This window comes from Cupriavidus pauculus, assembly GCF_002858765.1.
Lineage (GTDB): Bacteria > Pseudomonadota > Gammaproteobacteria > Burkholderiales > Burkholderiaceae > Cupriavidus > Cupriavidus pauculus_B.
In genome coordinates, this window is the sequence record NZ_PJRP01000016.1 from 94,191 (window position 1) to 113,432 (window position 19,242).

At 66.3% G+C, this 19,242-nt stretch carries 18 protein-coding genes; 9 read left to right on the forward strand and 9 right to left on the reverse strand.

Translation table 11 applies throughout. The features are described 5' to 3' along the window. Nucleotides 1–116: 116 nt before the first annotated feature. The 3 genes from CYJ10_RS26130 (at nt 117) to CYJ10_RS26140 (ending at nt 2,163) form a co-directional block, all read left to right on the forward strand. Nucleotides 117–716: a TetR/AcrR family transcriptional regulator gene (locus CYJ10_RS26130; RefSeq protein ID WP_101684350.1), complete on the forward strand. Its 600-nt coding sequence runs from the start codon at nt 117–119 to the stop codon at nt 714–716. 81 nt (nt 717–797) lie between these two features. Then, entirely contained in the window at nt 798–1,166 is a 369-nt protein-coding gene (locus tag CYJ10_RS26135; protein ID WP_101684351.1) for an ArsR/SmtB family transcription factor, read from the forward strand. Continuing rightward, nucleotides 1,138–2,163, forward strand: a complete 1,026-nt coding sequence (locus CYJ10_RS26140) for an SRPBCC family protein (protein ID WP_101684352.1) — start codon at nt 1,138–1,140, stop codon at nt 2,161–2,163. The genes CYJ10_RS26135 and CYJ10_RS26140 overlap by 29 nt, the downstream gene beginning before the upstream one ends. Nucleotides 2,164–2,235: 72 nt before the next feature. Here CYJ10_RS26140 and CYJ10_RS26145 read toward each other — a convergent pair whose 3' ends face one another. The 4 genes from CYJ10_RS26145 to hpnI are packed head-to-tail and all read right to left on the reverse strand — an operon-like array spanning nt 2,236 to nt 6,636. Beyond that, a complete protein-coding gene (locus CYJ10_RS26145) occupies nt 2,236–3,216 on the reverse strand; it encodes a lysylphosphatidylglycerol synthase domain-containing protein (protein ID WP_101684421.1) in 981 nt (326 codons plus the stop codon). A 2-nt stretch (nt 3,217–3,218) separates the two neighbouring features. After that, nucleotides 3,219–4,025 (reverse strand): hopanoid biosynthesis-associated protein HpnK, encoded by an 807-nt coding sequence (gene hpnK, locus CYJ10_RS26150; protein WP_374703312.1) that lies wholly within the window; start codon nt 4,023–4,025, stop codon nt 3,219–3,221. Nucleotides 4,026–4,044: 19 nt separating this feature from the next. Next, entirely contained in the window at nt 4,045–5,466 is a 1,422-nt protein-coding gene (hpnJ, locus tag CYJ10_RS26155) for a hopanoid biosynthesis associated radical SAM protein HpnJ (RefSeq protein WP_101684354.1), read from the reverse strand. A 6-nt stretch (nt 5,467–5,472) separates the two neighbouring features. Further along, nucleotides 5,473–6,636 (reverse strand): bacteriohopanetetrol glucosamine biosynthesis glycosyltransferase HpnI, encoded by a 1,164-nt coding sequence (gene hpnI / locus CYJ10_RS26160; protein WP_101684355.1) that lies wholly within the window; start codon nt 6,634–6,636, stop codon nt 5,473–5,475. 501 nt (nt 6,637–7,137) lie between these two features. On the opposite strand from hpnI, the gene CYJ10_RS26165 reads away from it, so the two are divergent. Further along, complete coding sequence (locus tag CYJ10_RS26165) at nt 7,138–7,842, forward strand: glycoside hydrolase family 25 protein (RefSeq protein ID WP_101684356.1); 705 nt, start codon at nt 7,138–7,140, stop codon at nt 7,840–7,842. After that, nucleotides 7,826–9,445 (forward strand): hypothetical protein, encoded by a 1,620-nt coding sequence (locus CYJ10_RS26170; RefSeq protein WP_146002122.1) that lies wholly within the window; start codon nt 7,826–7,828, stop codon nt 9,443–9,445. The genes CYJ10_RS26165 and CYJ10_RS26170 overlap by 17 nt, the downstream gene beginning before the upstream one ends. A 136-nt stretch (nt 9,446–9,581) precedes the next feature. Here the strand turns inward: CYJ10_RS26170 and CYJ10_RS26175 are convergent, their stop codons facing one another. Further along, a complete protein-coding gene (locus tag CYJ10_RS26175; protein WP_101684358.1) occupies nt 9,582–10,262 on the reverse strand; it encodes a hypothetical protein in 681 nt (226 codons plus the stop codon). A gap of 252 nt (nt 10,263–10,514) precedes the next feature. Between CYJ10_RS26175 and CYJ10_RS26180 the strand changes: the two genes are divergently transcribed. After that, on the forward strand, nt 10,515–11,093 hold the full coding sequence (locus CYJ10_RS26180; RefSeq protein ID WP_101684359.1) for a hypothetical protein: 579 nt from the start codon (nt 10,515–10,517) through the stop codon (nt 11,091–11,093). Nucleotides 11,094–11,210: 117 nt separating this feature from the next. On the opposite strand, the gene gdhA is transcribed toward CYJ10_RS26180, so the two are convergent. After that, complete coding sequence (gene gdhA, locus CYJ10_RS26185) at nt 11,211–12,554, reverse strand: NADP-specific glutamate dehydrogenase (RefSeq protein ID WP_101684360.1); 1,344 nt, start codon at nt 12,552–12,554, stop codon at nt 11,211–11,213. 396 nt (nt 12,555–12,950) lie between these two features. Between gdhA and CYJ10_RS26190 the strand changes: the two genes are divergently transcribed. Beyond that, nucleotides 12,951–13,535, forward strand: a complete 585-nt coding sequence (locus CYJ10_RS26190; protein ID WP_101684361.1) for a J domain-containing protein — start codon at nt 12,951–12,953, stop codon at nt 13,533–13,535. An 85-nt stretch (nt 13,536–13,620) separates the two neighbouring features. On the opposite strand, the gene CYJ10_RS26195 is transcribed toward CYJ10_RS26190, so the two are convergent. After that, on the reverse strand, nt 13,621–13,923 hold the full coding sequence (locus CYJ10_RS26195) for a hypothetical protein (protein ID WP_101684362.1): 303 nt from the start codon (nt 13,921–13,923) through the stop codon (nt 13,621–13,623). 162 nt (nt 13,924–14,085) lie between these two features. Further along, on the reverse strand, nt 14,086–15,990 hold the full coding sequence (locus CYJ10_RS26200) for an FUSC family protein (protein ID WP_101684363.1): 1,905 nt from the start codon (nt 15,988–15,990) through the stop codon (nt 14,086–14,088). A 124-nt stretch (nt 15,991–16,114) separates the two neighbouring features. On the opposite strand from CYJ10_RS26200, the gene CYJ10_RS26205 reads away from it, so the two are divergent. Next, nucleotides 16,115–17,005: a LysR family transcriptional regulator gene (locus CYJ10_RS26205; protein ID WP_101684364.1), complete on the forward strand. Its 891-nt coding sequence runs from the start codon at nt 16,115–16,117 to the stop codon at nt 17,003–17,005. Nucleotides 17,006–17,102: 97 nt separating this feature from the next. Continuing rightward, the gene (locus CYJ10_RS26210; protein ID WP_101684365.1) at nt 17,103–18,032 is read left to right on the forward strand and encodes a YihY/virulence factor BrkB family protein; all 930 of its coding nucleotides are present in this window, start codon (nt 17,103–17,105) and stop codon (nt 18,030–18,032) included. A 39-nt stretch (nt 18,033–18,071) separates the two neighbouring features. On the opposite strand, the gene CYJ10_RS26215 is transcribed toward CYJ10_RS26210, so the two are convergent. Continuing rightward, on the reverse strand, nt 18,072–19,238 hold the full coding sequence (locus CYJ10_RS26215; RefSeq protein ID WP_101684366.1) for an ABC transporter permease: 1,167 nt from the start codon (nt 19,236–19,238) through the stop codon (nt 18,072–18,074). Nucleotides 19,239–19,242: the final 4 nt, after the last annotated feature.

A 19,242-nucleotide genomic window follows, 5' to 3' on the forward strand; every position in this document is an offset into this window, starting at 1 on the left:
GGCGCGGCAATCGCGCGGCCCAGATATAAACAAACTTGTATGTTTGTTTTATGACAAGCCGAAAGACGGTTGACCCCGCAACTCGGCGCAATGACGTTGTCGTTACAATCCGTGGCATGCCCACCCAAGCCGAACGAAGCGCGTCCACAAGACAGGCGCTGATCGATGCCGCCACCACATTGCTGATCGAGCAAGGCTATGCCGCCTTCGGCGAGGCCCGCGTCTGCGAAATTGCCGGCATCAGCCGGGGATCGCTGCGGCACCAGTTTCCGGAAGGGCGCTACGACCTGCTGCCGGCCATGGTGGCCAGCCTGCTCGACACCGAAGCGAACAAGCTGACAATGCTCGGGCCGATGGCACCGCGCGTGCGGCTGCATCTGATGCTCCACACCCTGGTTCACCGGCGCCAGCGCCATACCTCGCTGGCCATCCTCGAAGTCTGGATGGCCTCGCGCGGCGACCGGCGGCTGGCCGACGCGGTAGGCCCGTTGCTGGCCCAGGTGCCAGTTCAGTTGTTCGGCTATGACCCCGCGACCTCGCCCGACCCAGAACTGCTGGCCCTGCGGCTGTTCCTGCACGGCGCCACGCTGCACAGCTTTTCGACAGACTACGACCCCGACAAGCTGGCGGATTCGGTGCAATGGCTGATCGACCAGTTGAAGCCTTGTCCGGAATTGGCCGAAGTCATGGCGCGCATCCCCACGCTGCGGCCGTAGCACGCCAAGCCGCGTCGGCCTTCCCGCAGACTCATTACTAAAGTTCTTGCTTAACTGTCGCGCGTCTCTATACTAAAGGACATGCTTAACTATTTCGATCCTCTCGACGCCACCTTCCAGGCCCTGGCCGACACCACGCGGCGCACGATGCTCGCGCAACTGGCACGCGGGCCGCTGTCGGTGTCGGACCTGGCCAAGCCGCTGGCGATGTCGTTGCCGGCGGTGATGCAGCACCTGTCGGTGCTGGAACAGGCTGGCCTGGTCAGCACCGAGAAGGTCGGGCGGGTACGCACCTGCCGCATGGCGCCCAATGCGCTGAGCGAGGCAGAGCAGTGGATCAGCGCCCGCCGCGCCGAGTGGGAAGGCCATTTCGACCGCCTGGGCGAATACCTGGAAACCATGAAGAAGGAGGCAGCATCCGATGGCACCCGCGACCGCAACGAAGACTGATACGGCTCAGTCAACCCAACCGTCCGCCGAACCGTCCGGCCAATCATCCGGCCAGTCGTCAGGGCAATCGCCCGCGCCGCACCGGCTGACCGTCTCGCGCGCATTCAATGCCCCGCGCGACCTGGTCTTCAAGGCCTGGAGCACGGCCGGGCACCTGATGCACTGGTTCTGCCCGCAGGGCTTCACCGTGCCGGCCTGCGAGATCGAATTCCGCCCGGGCGGCAAGTTCGACCTGTGCATGCGGTCGCAAGGCGGCGAGTTCGAGCACTGGATCCGGGGTCACTTCGTCGAGGTCATGCCGCACTCGCGGCTGGTGATCGACATGACGGTGGTCACCGTCGACGGCAAGCCGCTGTTCAACGCACTGACGGCGGTCGGTTTTGAAACCGTCTGCGGCGGCACCGAGATGACGGTCACGCAGGACTACACCTGGCTCGACCCATCGGCCGGGGAGTTCACGCGTGGCGCCGAGGAAGGCTGGAAGCAGACGCTGGACCGCCTGGAGCAGGAAGTGGCGCGCATCGTCGCCGAAGCGCCACCGCGCTCGGTGGCCCATGGCACGTTCTCCATTTCGCGGACTTACGATGCCCCGCCGGCCCTGGTGTTCCGCGCGCTCAGCGACCCGGCGGCCAAGGCCCAGTGGTTCCAGGGCGGCCCGGGCTACCAGACCGTGTCGCGCGCCATGGACGTGCGGCCCGGTGGCCGCGAGCATCTGCAAGGCAAATGGGAGAACGGCCTGGTGTCGACGTTCGACGCCGTGTACTTCGACGTGATTCCGAACGAGCGGCTGGTCTACAGCTACGAGATGCACATGGGCGAACGCAAGATTTCGGTGTCGCTGGCCGTCTTCGAGCTGAAGGCCGTGGGGCAGGGCACGCAACTGACGCTGACCGAGCATGGCGCCTTCCTGGACGGCTACGACGATGCGGGGTCGCGCGAGCATGGCTCGGGGCTGCTGCTCGACGCGATCGGGGAATGGGTCAGGCAGGCACGCTGAAGCGCGCGAGGCAGGCCGAATGGCGCGCCAGCGGATCGACAAGGGCAGCAGGCCTTGCGCTAGACCTGGCGTCTAAACCTTCCGCAGGCTGCGCCATTCGGCCCATTGCCACGACAGCAGGGCCGGTACGCCGAACGCCAGTTCCCGTGCGCGTTTCAGCAGGGCCAGCGCCAGCGACGTCTGCGGCGCGATGCCCAGGCCGGTGCCCAGCACCACGAGCACGGCTTCCTGCACGCCCAGGCCGGCGGGAATGAAGAACGCCATCTGGCGGGCGGCCAGCGTCAGCGCCTCGATAGCCAGCGCCGCACCAAAGCTCACGGGATGGCCCAGCAGCGACAGGCCCCACCAGACTTCCAGCGTGCCCACGGCCAGGCCGGCAAGCTGCCAGGCCAGCGTGCTGCACAGCGTGCGTCCGCGCCGGCACAGCGCCCGAATCTGCGCGTCCAGCCGCTTGCCATCGATGTGTGACACCAGGCGGTGCTCATGACCCAGGATGCGGCGCGCGACCGCTTCGAGCCGTGCGAACCACGCGCCGTGCCGCAACGCCCAGGCAAACAGCGCGGGCACCGGCAGCGACAGGAGCAGTCCGATCCCGATCAGTACGCCGTGTTCGGTAAGGGGTGTCGTGGAGAACAGCAGCAGCACGCCGGCCAGCGCGAACAGGTAGTGCGCGAACATCGTCACCATGACCTCGATCACCACGCTGGCCGTGACGGCGCTGCCGTCGGGCACGCGGCGCCACGCCAGGCGGATGCCGACGATCTCGCCGCCGATGCCCGCGCTTGGCAGCAGCCGCGTGACGGCCTCGCGCACGGTGGCAACCCATAGCAGGAAATTCGTACCGGCCCGGGCGGCGGGATCGGCCGGGGCCAGCAGTACGCGCCATCCGCGTGCGTCGAGCCACAAGGCGGCCAGGTGGATCGGCACCAGCCACAGCAATGGCCAGCCGGCGCGCACCAGCATGTCCCCAACTTCGGAAAAGTCCGCCCGGGACACCACGGCGGCGAGGATCAGCAGTCCGGCCAGCGCCCCCGGCAACGCCACGCGTTTCAGTGTCATGCTGCGAGCAGGTCTGCAAAGCCGCCGCGCCGGGGGGCGACGCGTTCGGCGGCTGCGCGCACGCGGGGCGACAACAGCGCCGCCAGTTCGTCGGTATGCCGATAGCCCGCCATCGATGCGCCGATCCGTGCGCCCGAGCTGACAGCCGGATGGCAATAGATCTCCACCACGCCGTGCGGCAGCCGATCGAGCGCCGCAAGCATCGCGGCTTCGTCCATCGCCCCGCTGGACGACAACCCGCACACGAAATCGTTGTGCGCAATGCCGGCGCGGTCCAGCCGCCGATGCAGCAAGGCCAGCCACGGGCGCAGGAACAGGGGCCCGTTGGCTTCGCGCGGCAGCCGCATGGCGCGTAGCCCGTAGTCGCGGCCGATGCGCAGGATCAGCCCCAGCACGGTGGGATGCAGATGAAAGTGCTTGTGCGCGTTCACGTGGTCAAGCGGCAGGCCGGTACGCGCGAAGGCCTCGAACTGGGCGCGGATCTCGGCGGCCAGCTGGGTGCGCAGCGCCGGGTACAGGGCCAGGCGCACCCCATCGCGCACCATGGCATCCCCAAAACGGCCATCGATATCGACCAGGTCGGGAATCGATTCCCACGGCAGGGTGGACCAGCCATCGGCCAGCACCAGGTGCAGGCCCACGTGCAGCGCGGGCAGCCGGTGCGCACGCGAGACGGCATCGGCCGTGGCCGGCGCCCCGACCATCAGGCTGGCGGCATTGAGAATGCCCTCGCAATGCGCGCGTTCCACGGCCTCGTTGACGTCCGCATGCAGGCCGAAGTCGTCGGCCGTCACGATCAGCATCCGGCGGCGGGCCATGGTCTCAGGCCTCGTGCGAGTGCAGGAACCGGAAAAACTCCACGCCTTCGCGCAGGCGCCGGCGCGTCATGCTCCAGCTGCCCATCATCTCCCTGACGATCTCCCAGATCTTGCCCGGCCGGAAATAGAAGCGCCGGTAGAACGTTTCCACACCGTGATAGATCTCTTCTCGGCTCAGGTGCGGATAGCTGATGGCGGCCAGCTGCACGCCCTGGTCGTTCACCAGGTGGATGACCTTGTTGTCCTCGAGCCAGCCGTTGTCCACGGCCTGCCGGTACAGCGCGGTGCCAGGATACGGCGCGGCCAGCGACACCTGGATCGTATGGGGATTGAGGTCCTTGGCGTAGGAGATGGTCTTTTCGATGGTTTCGCGTGTCTCGCCGGGCAGCCCCAGAATGAACGTGCCGTGGATCTGGATGCCAAGCTTGCGGCAGTCTTCGGTGAAGCGCCGGGCGATGTCGGTACGTAGCCCTTTCTTGATATTCAGAAGAATCTGATCGTCGCCGGATTCGTAGCCCACCAGCAGCAGCCGAAGGCCGTTGTCCTTCATGATCTTGAGCGTGCTGTAAGGCACATTGGCCTTGGCGTTGCACGACCAGGGCAGGCCGAGCTGGCCCAGGCCCCGGGCAATCTCTTCCACGCGCGGCCTGAAATCGGTGAACGTGTCATCGTCGAACATGATCTCGCGCACTTCGGGCATGTTCTCCTTGATCCACCTGACCTCCTCGATCACGCTTTGCGCCGACCTTGTACGGTACCGATGCCCGCCCACGGTCTGGGGCCACAGGCAGAACGTACAGCGCGACCGGCAGCCGCGCCCGGTGTAGATCGATACATACGGATGCAGCAGGTAGCCGATGAAGTAGTTCCGGATCTTCAGGTCGCGCTTGTAGACCGGGGCGACGAATGGCAGTTCGTCCATATTTTCGATCATCGGGCGCGGCGGGTTGTGCTCGATCGATCCGTCCGGCAAGCGGTAGCTGAGCCCGGCGATGTCTGGCAGCGGCTTGCCGGCTGCCACGTCCTGGCAGGTGTAGTCGAACTCTTCGCGGCACACGAAATCGATGGCGGTGGTGGCCGACAGCGTGCCACCGGGGTCCACGGCGGCCTTTGCGCCCACCATGCCGATCATCAGGCCGGGGCGCCGCGCCTTGAGCTGCTCGGCGAACCTGGCGTCGGTGGGAAACGACGGCGTGCTGGTATGGATGATGACCAGGTCATAGTCGACGGCGATGTTCAGGGTTTGCTGGACACCGAGGCCATCGGCCGGCGCATCGAGCACGCGGCTGTTTGGCACCAGCGCGGCCGGTTGCGCCAGCCATGTGGGATACCAGAACGACTTGATCTCGCGCCGGGCCTGGTAGCGCGACCCGGCGCCGCCATCGAACCCGTCGTAGGAGGGGGCCTGCAGGAATAGCGTTTTCATCGGGTTTTATCCTGGAGAGGCGGATGGGGGGACACCGTCAGGGCGTCGCCCATGGCGTGCGGCATCGGTCGTACCCGGCAGATCGGGGCTATCGGCGGTGGCCATCACATGGCCGCGCCAATGCACGTGCCCATTGCCCAGCGCGGCCGCCCATTCGAGCAGTAGCAGGGCATCGCGCAGCGGGGCCATCAGGGCCTTGCCAGGGCTGCCCGCCGCCGCGCATCGGGCCAGCGCACCGGCCATGGCGATGACAATCACCACCGGCAGAGGGGCCAGCAGGCAGCCCAGCAACAGCATCGGCCAGGTGAACGTCAGGAACATGAAGTAGAAACCGGGGGCGCTCAGCGACCGGATCGTGCGCAGCCACCGCAGTTCGTGACGCCACAGCGCAGGCAGGCTGCTTTCGACGACATCGGTCTCCACTACCACCTCGGACAGCACGGTCTGCCAGCCCGACTGGCGCGTGAGTTCGCCGAGCCAGAAGTCGTCCGCCAGGCGGTTGGCCAGCGCCGGGAAGCCGCCGATGGCGTTCAGCGTGTCGCGCCGCAGGGCTAGGGTCGCGCCGAAGCCGAAGCGTCGCGATCCGCCGGCATGGGCCACGCGCACCGACGGCGCAAACCAGTCGTCGATGAACGCGGCGCCCAGCCGGGACCAGAAGTTGTCGACCGAGCGGCCGCGATACAGGCAGGTGACCACGCCGACGTGGGGATCTTCGAGCGGGCCGGCCAGACGCTCCAGATAATCGGGCGGCACCGCGATGTCGCTGTCGGCAATCACCAGGTGGGCGTGGCGGGCGGCCCGGTAGAGGTTGATCAGGTTGCTGACCTTTGGATTGCGCCCGTGGACACGCGAATCGACGACCAGCGCGATGTCGCAATCCGGAAACTCGGCCTGCAGCCGATGCACGACGCCGATGGCCGGGTCGTCGTCGGCACAGACGCCAAAGACCAGCTGGAAGCATGGGTGTTGCTGGCGGCAGAGTCCGGCCAGGTTTTCGTACAGGCGTGGCTCGGCGCCGCACAGCGGCTTGAGCACCGAGACTGGCGCGAAGCGGCGGGGCAGGGCGCACGGCTCGGGGTGGCGCCGCCCAAGGCTTGCCGCGACGATCGCGTACACCGTGGTGGCGTCGACCAGCAATCGGCCCGCGGTAGCTGTCCAGACGGCGCTCATGGCTTGTCCCCTCGCATGCGAGATGATCTCGACCCGTTCCTGCCGCGAGGCCATCAGGCATGCTGCCGCCCGTCCTGCGGTCGGCGCCATCTGGCCATCGCCTTGCGGAAGCCACTGTGTCACCGGACCGTTAAGAGGACATTAACCCTCCGCAAAATTCTGTGTGGTCGGGCGCGCGTTCGCCGGGCAATGCAAATCATTGTCGACAGCGTTCTCAAAGTGGCGTCGACGCCCGCCGCGCTACCCGGCGTGGCGGGCAGGCTTCGCGAGAGAAATCGCGTGTAACTCAGCCTTCAATAATCGGCAACACGAAGTCATCCACCTGGCTGAGAGGGTTTGCCCGAGCCGTTGCCTATGCTTCCCAACGGGTAGCGATGGCTGTTTGCCAAACGTCCGGCGGCGCGGCCTCGCGGGGCCCGGGTGTGCGCGACGCGTACGGCTGGTCAGGCGGCTTGCCAGCGGCTGCGCAGTGGCTTGATTGCACTGAATCGGGAGCTTGCGATGCCAGAAACCCTGCCGGGATCGATCGATGTGATCATCGATATCAACCACGACAACCACTTCGATGCCGTCAAGGCCAAAAATGCGGGGGTCAGGGCGGTCATCCACAAGGCCAGCGAGGGCGCCACCTTCCAGGACCCGCTCTACCGCCAGCGTCGCCAGCAGGCCCTGGCCGCCGGACTGCTGTGGGGCGCCTACCACTTCTCCAGCGCCCGCCAGGCATCCGATCAGGCCGAGAACTTCCTGGCGGCCACGCAGGTGGGCGATGCGACGGTGGACAACAGCGCCACGCTGTTCTGTCTGGATTTCGAGCCCAGTTCGAGCGGGCCGGACATGACGCTGGCACAGGCCCATGACTTCGTGACCCGCGTCCGGGACAAGACCGGCCGCTGGCCAATGATCTACGGCGGCAACATGCTGCGCGACGCCGTGCAGGCACATGGCGCCGACCCCATCCTCAAGAATTGCCCGCTCTGGTACGCGCGGTACAGAAGCCAGCCAGTGGGGATTCCCGTTGACACCTGGCCGCACTTCACGCTCTGGCAATACACCGACGGCAAGCTCGGGCCCGCGCCGCACGCATTTGCCGGACTGGCCGCCACCGATCGCGACTGCTACGTGGGGGACGAAGCTGGCCTGAAGAAGGCATGGCCGTTTGCCGATTATTTCAAAACGGCACCGGGCGCGAATGACCAGAATGGTTAGCGGCTGCGTGCTGCGGTCGGCCCGGGTCGCCTGCGGTCTGGCGCTGCTGGCGCTCTGCGCCTGCGCGCCCAACAGCGCCTATCGCACCCATCTGGTGGATCTCGGCAAGGACCAAAGCTGCCAGCGCCCAGGCATCGGCACGACGGGTGCCGCGCCGCTGCCGGAGATATGTGCCCAGGTTTCGCCGGAAGCGGTGAAAGACCTCTACGAACTGCATTTCGTCGAGTTCGACGACCAGGGCTGGCTGTTTCCCGATGCGGTACCGACGCCGGTGGTTGCCGACGCGCTGTCGCTCGCCCCGACGGACCAGATCGAGCATCTGATGACGCGGCTGCGCTTTCTGCTGGATCAGCACCAGGACCTGAGCATCGTGGTGTTCGTGCACGGCTGGAAGCACAACGCGCAAGCCGATGACGCCAATGTGCAGGAATTCCGTGCCTTGCTGGAAGCGGCCGGCGCCGAGGAGCGCGACCGCGCAGGGCCCGGCGGCAAGCCGAGAACGGTGGTGGGTGTCTATGTGGGGTGGCGGGGCAAGTCCTGGGCGATCCCGGATCCCGTGCTGAGCCTGACGTTCTGGGCGCGCAAGGAGGCCGCGCGGCGCGTGTCGATTGGGTCAGCGCGCGAGCTGTTCGCGCGATTGCGGTCGCTGCGGACGTACTACAACCAGCTGCCGCCCGACGCGGCCCCGGGCGCGGCCCCCGCCCCAGCGGCGGCGGTCAGGCCGCCTGTGCTCGAACAGACCGGCGCATCATCCGAGCACGGCCCCCAGCGCCCGCGTATCCGCACGCTGATGATCGGCCATAGCTTCGGCGGCCTGATCCTGTACGCGGCGATGTCGGGGTCGCTGATCGAATCGCTCACCGCCCAGCGCGACCTGGGCCGCCCCGGTGCCAAGCCGGCCCCGCCGGAGCGGCCGGCGGACATGATCCTGCTGATCAATCCCGCCTTCGAGGCGTCGCGCTACGAGGCGCTCTACCATGTCTCCCGGCGCTACGCGCCGCCCACCTTCCAGCCGCCGTTGCTGGTGTCGGTCACCTCGACCAAGGACTGGGCCACGGGCATCGCGTTTCCGATCGGGCGTTCCGTCAATACGCTGTTCGAGCGCGATACCACGCCGGAGCAGGGCACGGCCATGAAGAAGACGCCGGGTCATATCGACCACTACCTGACCCACCGGCTACGTGCCCACCCGCCCGGCCCGGCGCCGGCTGCAGCAGGCACCGGGCAAGCCGGCACCCCGGCCCAGGCGGACAACGCGCAGTGCCCGGGCTGGAAGTCGGAGGCCGAACTGAAGGTGCTGCATGGCGATGCCCTGGGCCAGGCGGTGCGCCTGAACAAGCAGCTCGAAGCGGAAAACGCCGCCGCGTTCTTTCAGCAGAATCTGGGGCCGGACCATCTGCTGAAGCCCGGCTGGACGCGGACGTTCTGCGGCGACAGCTACCTGACGATGGCCCAGGACAGTGGCGGGGCCATGCTGCCCAATGCGATGGTCTGGAACATCCAGGTGGACGGCGATGTCATCCGGAACCACGACGACGTGATGAACCCGGTGTTCCGGGCGTTCATGCGGCAGCTATACGCGGATGTGTCCACGCATCCGTGAACGGTGAAGGTGTCCTCCACGGGGGACTGCCGTATCGCGCAATAGAAAAAGCCGACGCCCCTTGCGGGGCGTCGGCTTTCGGCCTGGGGCCTCGCCAGGACTCGGGATACCCCGATGCCCTGGCGGCGGCGCCAGATCAGAACAGGGCTTCGGTGATATCGACGCTCTCGCGCGGGAAGATGTTCTGCCACACCACGGGCTTCTTGTCGGAGATCAGCGGCAGGGCGCCGCGCCAGTCCTGGGTCAGCGGGGCGGTTTCATAGCCCACGCGCAGCTTGTCGATGGCCTCGCGATACTGCGCCACGGTCTTCCAGTTGCTGCCCGATGCGCGCTGCAGGAAGGCCTTCAGCTTTTCAGGCGGATTCGCCACCTTGCACTCGAACGGCACGTTGACCGCCACCGACTTCTTCGGCACCCCTTCGGTGACCGTCTCGGCCTTGCCCGTCGTGCAGACGGTGCGCTTCTGGGCATCGTGCAGGCTCTGCATGAACTGAATGACGGTCGGCTCCAGCGCCGTCTTGTCTGCCTGGGGCAGCTTCAGCTGTTCCAGGAAGACCGGTGCCAGTTCCTTGGCGTAATCCTTGTCGGCTTCCAGCGTCTCCGGAATATTGATGAAGTCGCCCGAGGCCTTGCTGGCGACGCGCACCGGGCGCGTGTAGTCGTTCAGCGACTTCATGGCTGCCGGGTCTGCCAGGATCAGCGTGCGCAGGAACAGGTCCGTGACGGCTTCCGGCGATTGCGCCGGGGCTGCCGCGTGCGCGGTGCTTGCTGCGGCCATGGCGGCAACCGTCAGGATTCGGAGGGTAATCGCTTTCATTTGCTGCTTTCCTTCGGTGTTTTGTCACCCTGTGAGGGTGTGTTGCTACGGATCCGGCCATCGCTTCAGCCCTTGCCGCGCGCGCGTGCGGAACGGGTTCGGTGATGGCCGTAAATGAATTTTAAGGCGCTTTATATGTGATGTATATGCCTTAATATGCCTAATATGCTACATTTATCGCCGCTGTTCCGGCCTTCGATCTGACCGGGGGCTGCTAGGCTTTCTCCGCTTTCACACTGGGTGTTTTTTCCGATGTTCCGTATCAAGGCGAGCCGCTTCGCCAAATCCGTCACCGTCACCGCCACCACCACCTCCACCACCATCACCACGTGTGCCGCGCTGCTCGCGCTGGCCACCACGGCCCCTGTCCATGCGGACACCGCGCCGGCGCCCAGCAAGAAGCCCGCGCCTGTTGCCAGCACGGCTGCCCAATATCTGCCTGCCGCCGCGGACTTCATCGGCAAGTGGAAGCTCTACGGGGCGGCCGTCCGCGCCCCTTCGGATCTCCCGGCGCCGGCCACGCCCGAGCAGACCGCCGAAGCCACCGCACGGCAGCGGACCCTGATCACCTTCTATCGCGCTTTCGACTACCTCGAAATTCGTGAGGATGGCCATTTCAACTTTCACCAACCCGGTGAACAGCCGGGCGACGCTTGCGCGTGGTGCGGAAAGTGGTCGTTCCACGACGGTTCGTTGTGGCTTGACCTGCCGACGGCGCCGCGACTGGACATCTACGCGCCCGACGGCAAGATGCAGATGACGTACGGCGCCGAGGTTGGCGAATCGGCGATGTTCCGCTGGCAGGTGGTTGGCTGGGCGAAGGTGCGCTAGTCACAGCACCAGCAAGCGCAAAAAAGCAGGATGCAAAAAAAGCGACGAGGTTTCCCTCGTCGCTTTTTCTTTAAGACCAGCGCCGGCGATGGGGCGCCGGCCGGGCCGGTTGACCGATCAGATCACGCCCTGCGCCAGCATGGCATCGGCCACCTTGACGAAGCCGGCGATGTTGGCGCCTTCCACGTAGTTGATATAGCCGTCGTCCTTCTGGCCGTAGTGGATGCAGTTGCCGTGGATGTCCTTCATGATGGCATGCAGCTTCTCGTCGATTTCGGCGTGGTGCCAGGCCATGCGCATCGCGTTCTGCGACATTTCCAGGCCCGACGTGGCCACGCCGCCCGCATTGCTGGCCTTGCCCGGAGCGTACAGGATGCGCGCGGCCACGAAGCGGTCCACGGCATCCAGCGTCGACGGCATGTTGGCGCCCTCGGCCACGCAGAACACGCCGTTCGACAGCAGGCGCTCGGCGTCGTGACCGTCCAGTTCATTCTGGGTGGCGCACGGCAGCGCCACGTCGGCGGGCACATGCCACGGCGTCTTGCCGGCCTCGAAGCGCAGATCGTGCTGCGGGGCGAAGTCGGCCAGGCGGCCGCGCGTTTCGTTCTTGAACGTCATCAGCGCCGCCAGCTGTTCGCTGTCCATGCCCTGCGGAAAGTGCAGCACGCCGCCGGAGTCCGACACCGTCAGCACCTTGGCGCCCAGTTCGATGGCCTTCTCGGCCGCGTATTGCGCCACGTTGCCCGAGCCGGACAGCAGCACGCGCAGGCCGTTGAAATCGCGGCCGCGCCGATGCAGCATTTCCTGCGCGAAGTACACGGTGCCGTAGCCGGTGGCCTCGGGGCGCATCAGGCTGCCGCCAAAGGCCAGGCCCTTGCCCGTGAACACGCAGGCCGAATGGTTCGACAGCTTCTTCATCATGCCGGCCATGAAGCCCACCTCGCGGGCGCCCACGCCGATGTCGCCGGCCGGCACGTCGGTATCGGGCCCGAGGTGGCGGTGCAGTTCGGCGATCAGCGCCTGGCAGAAGCGCATCACCTCGGCGTCAGACTTGCCCTTGGGATCGAAGTCCGATCCGCCCTTGCCACCCCCCATCGGCAGCGTGGTCAGCGCGTTCTTGAAGGTCTGCTCGAAGCCCAGGAACTTCAGCACCGACAGGTTCACGGTCGGATGAAAACGCATGCCGCCCTTGTACGGGCCGATGGCCGAGCTGTGCTGCACGCGGAACGCACGATTTACCTGTACCTGATTGCGGTCGTCGGTCCAGGCCACACGGAACTGGATCACGCGTTCGGGCTCCACCAGTCGCTCCAGCAGCGCCTGTTCGCGGTAGCGCGTATGGCGCTCGACGAACGGCCACAAGGTCATCATGACCTCCTTCACGGCCTGGAAAAACTCGGGCTGGTTGGGGTCACGCCGGGCAACGCCGGCCAGGAAGGAATCGAGGGAAGGCAAAGTCACGATGTCTCAGTATTGTCGTCGGTGCGTGGTGTGGCGCCGGCGCCTGGCCGCAGAGGCTGGCGACGGGCCGTCCTGGAGTGGCGCGTCGGGTGGGCGCCGTGGCATGAAGTCCTGGTGGGCAACCCGCGCCGGCAGGGCGCGGGATGGGCAGATGCCGTAATGTCCGGACAATGATGCGGGTGGCAGCATGTCTCGAACAGGCACGAAGCTTAGCACCAGAATGGGGCAGACCCCATCGAAAACGTGAGGTCACCGCCATGCGGTGGCGCGTTGCCAGCCGTTCCCACAGGCGAAAAGTGGACGAGCCGTGGCAGGGCGGAAAGGGTGGAAATCGGCGCCCGGACGCCGTGCTAGCATGAACGCCTTCGCCGCCGCACCCCCATCGCAACCCATCCAATGACTACGCTCTACGCGACGCTTGGCATCCAGTCCGATGCCACCCTGGAAGAGATCAAGCTCGCCTATCGCCGCGCCGCGATGAAGTGGCATCCGGACCGCAATCCGGGCCGCGAGGCCGATGCCCATGCGGCTTTCCAGCAGATTCGCGACGCCTATTCGATCCTGTCCGACGCCGAGCAACGCCAGGTCTACGACGAGGTCTTTGAACGGGAAATGCGCCGCTGGGAGACCGAGCACACCGCCGAGATGGCGGCCGAGGCCGCGCAGGAACGCGAGGCCCAGGAGGCGGCCAGGCGTGTTGCGCAGGATCACTACGAAAAGATGGTGGCTGTCGCCATGCGCTTTGCCGACGACGGACATGGCCGCGACGTGCTGTTTGGCGTCCTGCTGGGCCAGGAATGCGAGCCGGGCCTTGCCGGCCGGATCGCCGACAGCGTCTGGGCGCTGCACGAATCGCGCAAGACCGTCGTCGAGCCAGAGCCCACAGACGCCACCGTGCAGCCGGATACCGGCACCGCTCGTGCAGATAAGCATGCCAGCGCGTTCGAGTCGTTCTGGGAAGGCCTGTTCAAGTTCCGCTGAACATAAAAAAACCGCATCCCCAAGGACGCGGTACAAGTCTCATCTCGCAGAGAACAAAGCAGAAAAGAGGCAGGGAGCAGGCAGATCAGGCGCTGTGTGCCGGCGGTGCCGACACGCCGGTGCGGTCCAGGCCAGCCGTGGTGCGGGCGCCATCGGTGTACGGGTCCGGCTTGCGCGTGCCGTAGGCACCCTGACTGTAGACATCGCGCTTTTCCAGGACGTTGGCGCCTTCGGTAAAGACGTCGCGGGGGCCGTTGTGCATCGTGTAGCCATAGCGGTCGGCATCGACGCCGCGGTCTTGCATGCCGTGGCCGGATTGCGCGGCGGCCAGCGTGCAGGCGCAGAGCATCGTGGTGGCAAGCAGGGATTTGATCGTGTAGTTGTGCATTTCTAGTCTTCAACAGATTGGGTGGACGGCGCGTCTGGCGGGGTGGGGGGGAGGACGCGCCGTCCGGAACGCCTTGTGGGCGATGCCGCGTCGGAGTGGTGCGGCACGGAACAAAGTGTAGGTCGCCCAATGCATTCCTGTGATGATTTAAAAAATCATTCGTCAGTCGGTTTCTTCATGTGTGTGCAACGTGACGCCAAGCACCACGAGCGCGCACTGAACGTCGGCCGCCAGGGCGCGATCGTGCAGCGGGGCCAGTTGCACGAGTGACGCTTCGATCCACGCATGCAGGGCGGCCGGCGGCGCCACCGCGTGGCCAGCCTGCATCCGCGCCCGGAAATGGCGGGCCACGATACCCAGCACACGGCGCACCGGCTTGCGGGCCGCGATGGGCAGGGACGGCAGCGCGCGCTGCAAGCTCAGCGTGCAATAGCCGATCTGCAGTTCGGTAAAGCCGTCCGATGCCAGCCGGCCACCGCCCGCGCCGAGCCGTGGCATCAGTTGCCCCAGCCGGTCCAGCATCCGGGCGCCCACGCGCGTATGGGCGTCGGCGCCCCGCCACGTCGCGGCCCGCGCCAGATCCAGCCAGCTTGCGCGGATCAACCGCTGCGCGGCCACGTGTGCGCCAAAGGGTCGCGCCAGCATGGTCCACAGCGGTGCAAACAGCATCGCGGCGGCATTTGCCAGGTTGGTATTGAACAGGCCGATGAAGTTGGCGTCGTAGACGGTCTGCACATTGGCAAATGACGCGGTATTGACAGACAGCAGCATGGCGATCAGGTTGAAGCCGGGCCGCTGGACCAGCACCCCGATGCCCAGATAAGGTACCGACAGCATGCCGGCCAGCGTCTCGAACGTCTGCGCGTGTGGCACCACCATGAACAGGTAGAACGACGAAATCAGCAGGCAGATCGCGGCCCAGCGGATGAACGATCGCGCCACGGGACGCGGCTCGTCGATCGTGGCGAAGAAGCAGCAGGCGATGGCCGACACGGCTACCGGGCCGCCACCATCCTCCCAGCCGGAAAAGATCCACAGCAGGCCGGCACAGAACACGGCAAGCCCGGCGGACACCGCGCCGAAGACCAGCATGGCGTGGTCGTGGTGAAGCGTGTCGCCGTCGGGCTCGCGCTCGGTTTCGCCGCTAGGGGGTTCGGTCCTCGATGGATGGCCCTGCGGCGCGTCTGGGCGGTCGACAATCCGTTGCTGCAGGTCGGCGCAGGCCCGCAACAGGATCGCGTACCGGGTGTTCAGCAAGGCGGCGGCCTGTTCCAGCGCTGGGCGCGGCAGGCGCGGCGCCCGGGCATCTGGCGTTTCGCGCAGCGCCTGCAGCACGCTTTCCAGGCCGGACAGCACCGGCATCAGCCGCGACATGCGGCCACGCAGCGCGCGCGCGTGATCCACGGCCTGACGGCTTTCGATATCGAACGACAGGTGCACGATCAGTTGATCCAGCGCCAGCATGTCGGCGGCCAGGCGATGCCGGCTTGCAACCGCGCGGGGGTTGGCGGCGGCGATATCGCGGGCCCAGGCCGCCGCGTCGTCCAGCCAGATGCGCGCCCGTTCGCGCAGCGCGGGCGCCACCTTGGCCGGAAACACGATGGCGCCGACCAGACTCGCGCAGACAATGCCGATCACGATTTCATCGATGCGGGCCACGGCGATATCGAAGATGTCGGCTGGTTGCATGACGGCGGGCAGCGCGACGATCGGCAGGGTATAGGCCGCCAGCAGGAACACATAGCTGCGCGGCGAGCGCTGCAACTGCGACAGGTAGACCAGCGCCATGATCCACAGCGCAATGGCGCCCATCAGCACGATCGGCATGTTCACCAACTGCGGCACCGTAATCACGGCCGCCATCGCGCCAAGTATCGTGCCGGCCACGCGATAGGCGGCCTTCGAGCGCGTGGCGCCCGTGAGCGGGTTCGAGACGAAGTAGACGGTGGCCATGGCCCAGTATGGGCGCGGCAGGCCGAACGACAGTGCGATGTAGAGCGCCAGCATCGCGGCAGCGAATGCCTTCAGCGAAAACAGCCACTGTCGGGCATGCGGCCAGCTAGCCATGATTGTGATGCGCCGGTGGTCCGGCAATTGGGGGCGTAGGACGGGCAGTGTAGTCGCCCTGCAACGATTCCATCCATGATTTAAAATTCGCAGCTTCAGTCGGAATATTCATAAAAGGCCTGCCATGCCCATCGACATCCGCGCGCTGCGCTACTTCGTCGAGACCGCGCGTCTGAAAAGCTTCACCCAAGCGGCATCGTCGCTCTACGTCACGCAATCGACCATCAGCAAGATGGTCAAGCAGCTGGAAGACGAAGTGGGCCAGCCACTGCTGATTCGAGAGGGCAAGTCGGTGCGGCTGACCGATGTGGGCCGGGTGGTGTACGACCGGGGCCAGGAGGCGCTGGGCGTGGTGCACCGGCTCACACTGGAAGTGGCGGATCTGTCATCGCTGGGGCGCGGCCAGCTGACCGTGGGTATTCCGCCGATGGTCAACCTGTTCTTCTCGCCGGCGGTCAGTGCCTTTCGCAAGCGATATCCCAACCTGCAATTGACGCTGTCCGAGCACGGCGGGCAGGTCGTCGAACAGCAAGTGGCGAATGGCGAACTTGAGGTGGGTGCCACGGTGTTGCCCGGCGATACCGGCCTGGCGCTGGAGACGCGCCAGTTCGCAAAATATCCAATTTGGGCGGTCGGCCCCCATCGCGCTGCCTGGGCCAGCGGCCGCACGGTGACGCTGGAGGCGCTGCGCGACGAACCGCTGGTGATGCTGACCGACGAGTTCTCGCTGACGCGCAAGCTGCGGCAGGCCTTTCTGGAAGCCCGCATCGAGCCGCAAGTGGTGGCGCAGAGCGGCCACTGGGATTTCCTGGCGTCGATGGCCGCCGCCGGCCTTGGCACCACCTTCCTGCCCGAGCCGCTGCTCAAGCGCCTGGAAACCCGCGACAAGCTCGCCGTGGCCCGCCTGACCGAACCGACCATGGACTGGGCCCTGGCCCATATCTGGTCACCGGGGCGCTACCTCTCGCACGCGGCCAGGGCGTGGCTGGAGGTGTGCGAGGAGGTGATGGGGTAACTCGCCGGGCGGGCACCATGCTGTCAGACCCAGCCCGATAGTCCGCCTGCCGCGCACCCACTAGGCTTCAGTCATGAGCCGCATGGGAGTCCTAGCGATGCAGCACGGGGTGGCAGCAAGACGATCGGTCCTGAGCTTCGTACGATTGCTACGGGACACGGTCTCGGCATGGCTGGACGACTATGCGCCCAGCATGGGTGCCGCGCTGGCGTACTACACGTTGTTCTCGGTGGCGCCGTTGCTGCTGATCGTGATTGCCATTGCCGGGCTGGTGTACGGCGACGAGGCGGCGCGCGGCGCGGTGGTCGAGCAGATCGGCGGCCTGGTGGGCGTGGAGGGCGCCAAGGCCATCGAGAGCATGCTGGTGTCGCTCAGTTCGCCCGCCAAGGGTTCGGTCACGGCGGTGCTCAGTACCGTGACCCTGTTCGTGGGCGCCACCACGGTCTTTGCCGAACTGCAGGATGCGCTGGACCGCATCTGGCGCGTGCCCGAGCGCAAGAAGCCGTCGGGCATATGGGAACTGCTGCGTGGGCGCGTGCTGTCGTTCGGCATGATCCTGGGGATCGGCTTCCTGCTGATCGTGTCGCTCGTGGCCAGCGCGGCGCTGGCCGCCATCGGCCGGTACTGGTCGCCGATGCTGGGCGAGGGCGAGGTGCTTGGCCACGTGCTCGACATGGGCCTGAGCTTTGTACTGGTGACGGTGGTGTTCGCGATGATCTACAAGATCATGCCGCACGCCGCCGTGCGGTGGCCCGACGTCTGGCTGGGCTCCGTCGTCACGTCGGTGCTGTTCACGGTGGGCAAGCTGCTGATCGGCCTGTATATCGGCAAGACGGGCGTGGCCACCGGCTACGGTGCGGCCGGTTCGCTGGTCGTGGTGCTGGTCTGGGTGTACTACTCCGCGCAGATATTCCTGCTGGGGGCGGAATTCACATGGCTCTATGCCAACCGCTACGGGTCGCAGCGCGCCAGGCCTGTATCGCGCGAAGGCCAGGCGCCCAAACGCCACGGCGAGGCGCCGCCGTGACGATCCTCGGCAGGGGGCGCCGCCGCTTTGCTGCGGGGCTTAGCGTGCCCGCAGCGCGTCCACGATATTGAGCCGCGACGCCCGCAGCGCCGGCAGGAACCCACCGATCAGGCCCATCGCCATCGAGAACAGCAGCGTCTTGACGATGATGGCCGGCGTCAGCACGAAGCGGAACGACAGGTCGGCAAAGGTCTGGAAGTTCGTCGTGGAGAACGATGCGAACTGCATCAGCGACGCGCAGAGCAGGCCGGCGATGCCGCCCACCAGCCCCAGCAGCACGGCCTCGATCAGGAAGGCCATCAGCACGTTGGTGCGCTGGAAGCCCAGTGCGCGCAGCGTGCCGATCTCGCCCACGCGGTTGGCCACCGACGCGTACATCGTGATCATGGCGCCGATCATGGCCGCCACCGAGAAGATGGTTGTCAGCGTAAGCCCCAGGATGTTGATGAACGCCGACAGCGCCTTGGACTGGTCGCTGTAGAACTGCTGCTCGCGCTTGGCCTCGTTGGCCAGCCGCGGGTCGACGTCGATGTCGGCGCGGAACTTGTCGAAGGCGTCGGTATTGGCCAGCCGCAGCACCATCGACGAATAGCTGGTGCGGCGGAACGACTGCATGAGCTGGTCCACGTCGCCCCAGATCTCGGAATCGAAACCGCTGCCGCCGGCATCGAAATGGCCCACCACGGTCCAGTCGCGCTGCGCAAAGCGCAGGTGATCGCCAATGCGCACGTTGCCGTAGCCGTTGGCGATGCTGCTGCCGACGATGATTTCCGACGAGCCGGGCTTGAACACGCGCCCCTCGGTCAGCCGCACCTGCGGCCGCAGCGGTACGCCCAGCGGCGATACACCCCGGATCACCACGTTTGACGGCGTGGTGTAGCCGGTCTTGGTCAGCGAAATCAGCACCACGGCTTCGCGCGAGGCCATCGGGCGGCCCTCGGGCGTCATGGCGATGGATGGATACATCTCCAGCGCGGCGGCCTGGTCGCGCGTGATGCCGCTCTGGATTTCGGTTTCGGCGCCCTTGCGGATCACCACGACGTTGTCGCGCTCGCCCGTGGTCACCAGCGTCTTCTTCAGCCCGGCATCCAGCATCAGCATCGTCGCGAACACAAAGACCACCAGCGCCAGGCCGCCAGCCGTCAGCGCCGTGGTCAGGCGCCGGGCCCAAACGTTGCGGGCGATGTAGTGGAGCGGGATGACCATCTGC

Bases quoted from the DNA above. Each gene is read 5' to 3' on its own strand.
- CYJ10_RS26205 (WP_101684364.1), top strand. From the start codon at position 16,115: ATGCCCATCGACATCCGCGCGCTGCGCTACTTCGTCGAGACCGCGCGT.
- hpnJ (WP_101684354.1), bottom strand. From the start codon at position 5,466: ATGAAAACGCTATTCCTGCAGGCCCCCTCCTACGACGGGTTCGATGGC.
- CYJ10_RS26180 (WP_101684359.1), top strand. From the start codon at position 10,515: ATGTTCCGTATCAAGGCGAGCCGCTTCGCCAAATCCGTCACCGTCACC.
- hpnK (WP_374703312.1), bottom strand. From the start codon at position 4,025: ATGCTGATCGTGACGGCCGACGACTTCGGCCTGCATGCGGACGTCAAC.
- CYJ10_RS26195 (WP_101684362.1), bottom strand. From the start codon at position 13,923: ATGCACAACTACACGATCAAATCCCTGCTTGCCACCACGATGCTCTGC.
- CYJ10_RS26215 (WP_101684366.1), bottom strand. From the start codon at position 19,238: ATGGTCATCCCGCTCCACTACATCGCCCGCAACGTTTGGGCCCGGCGC.
- CYJ10_RS26200 (WP_101684363.1), bottom strand. From the start codon at position 15,990: ATGGCTAGCTGGCCGCATGCCCGACAGTGGCTGTTTTCGCTGAAGGCA.
- CYJ10_RS26165 (WP_101684356.1), top strand. From the start codon at position 7,138: ATGCCAGAAACCCTGCCGGGATCGATCGATGTGATCATCGATATCAAC.
- CYJ10_RS26135 (WP_101684351.1), top strand. From the start codon at position 798: ATGCTTAACTATTTCGATCCTCTCGACGCCACCTTCCAGGCCCTGGCC.
- CYJ10_RS26210 (WP_101684365.1), top strand. From the start codon at position 17,103: ATGCAGCACGGGGTGGCAGCAAGACGATCGGTCCTGAGCTTCGTACGA.
- CYJ10_RS26130 (WP_101684350.1), top strand. From the start codon at position 117: ATGCCCACCCAAGCCGAACGAAGCGCGTCCACAAGACAGGCGCTGATC.
- CYJ10_RS26170 (WP_146002122.1), top strand. From the start codon at position 7,826: ATGACCAGAATGGTTAGCGGCTGCGTGCTGCGGTCGGCCCGGGTCGCC.
- hpnI (WP_101684355.1), bottom strand. From the start codon at position 6,636: ATGAGCGCCGTCTGGACAGCTACCGCGGGCCGATTGCTGGTCGACGCC.
- CYJ10_RS26140 (WP_101684352.1), top strand. From the start codon at position 1,138: ATGGCACCCGCGACCGCAACGAAGACTGATACGGCTCAGTCAACCCAA.
- CYJ10_RS26175 (WP_101684358.1), bottom strand. From the start codon at position 10,262: ATGAAAGCGATTACCCTCCGAATCCTGACGGTTGCCGCCATGGCCGCA.
- CYJ10_RS26190 (WP_101684361.1), top strand. From the start codon at position 12,951: ATGACTACGCTCTACGCGACGCTTGGCATCCAGTCCGATGCCACCCTG.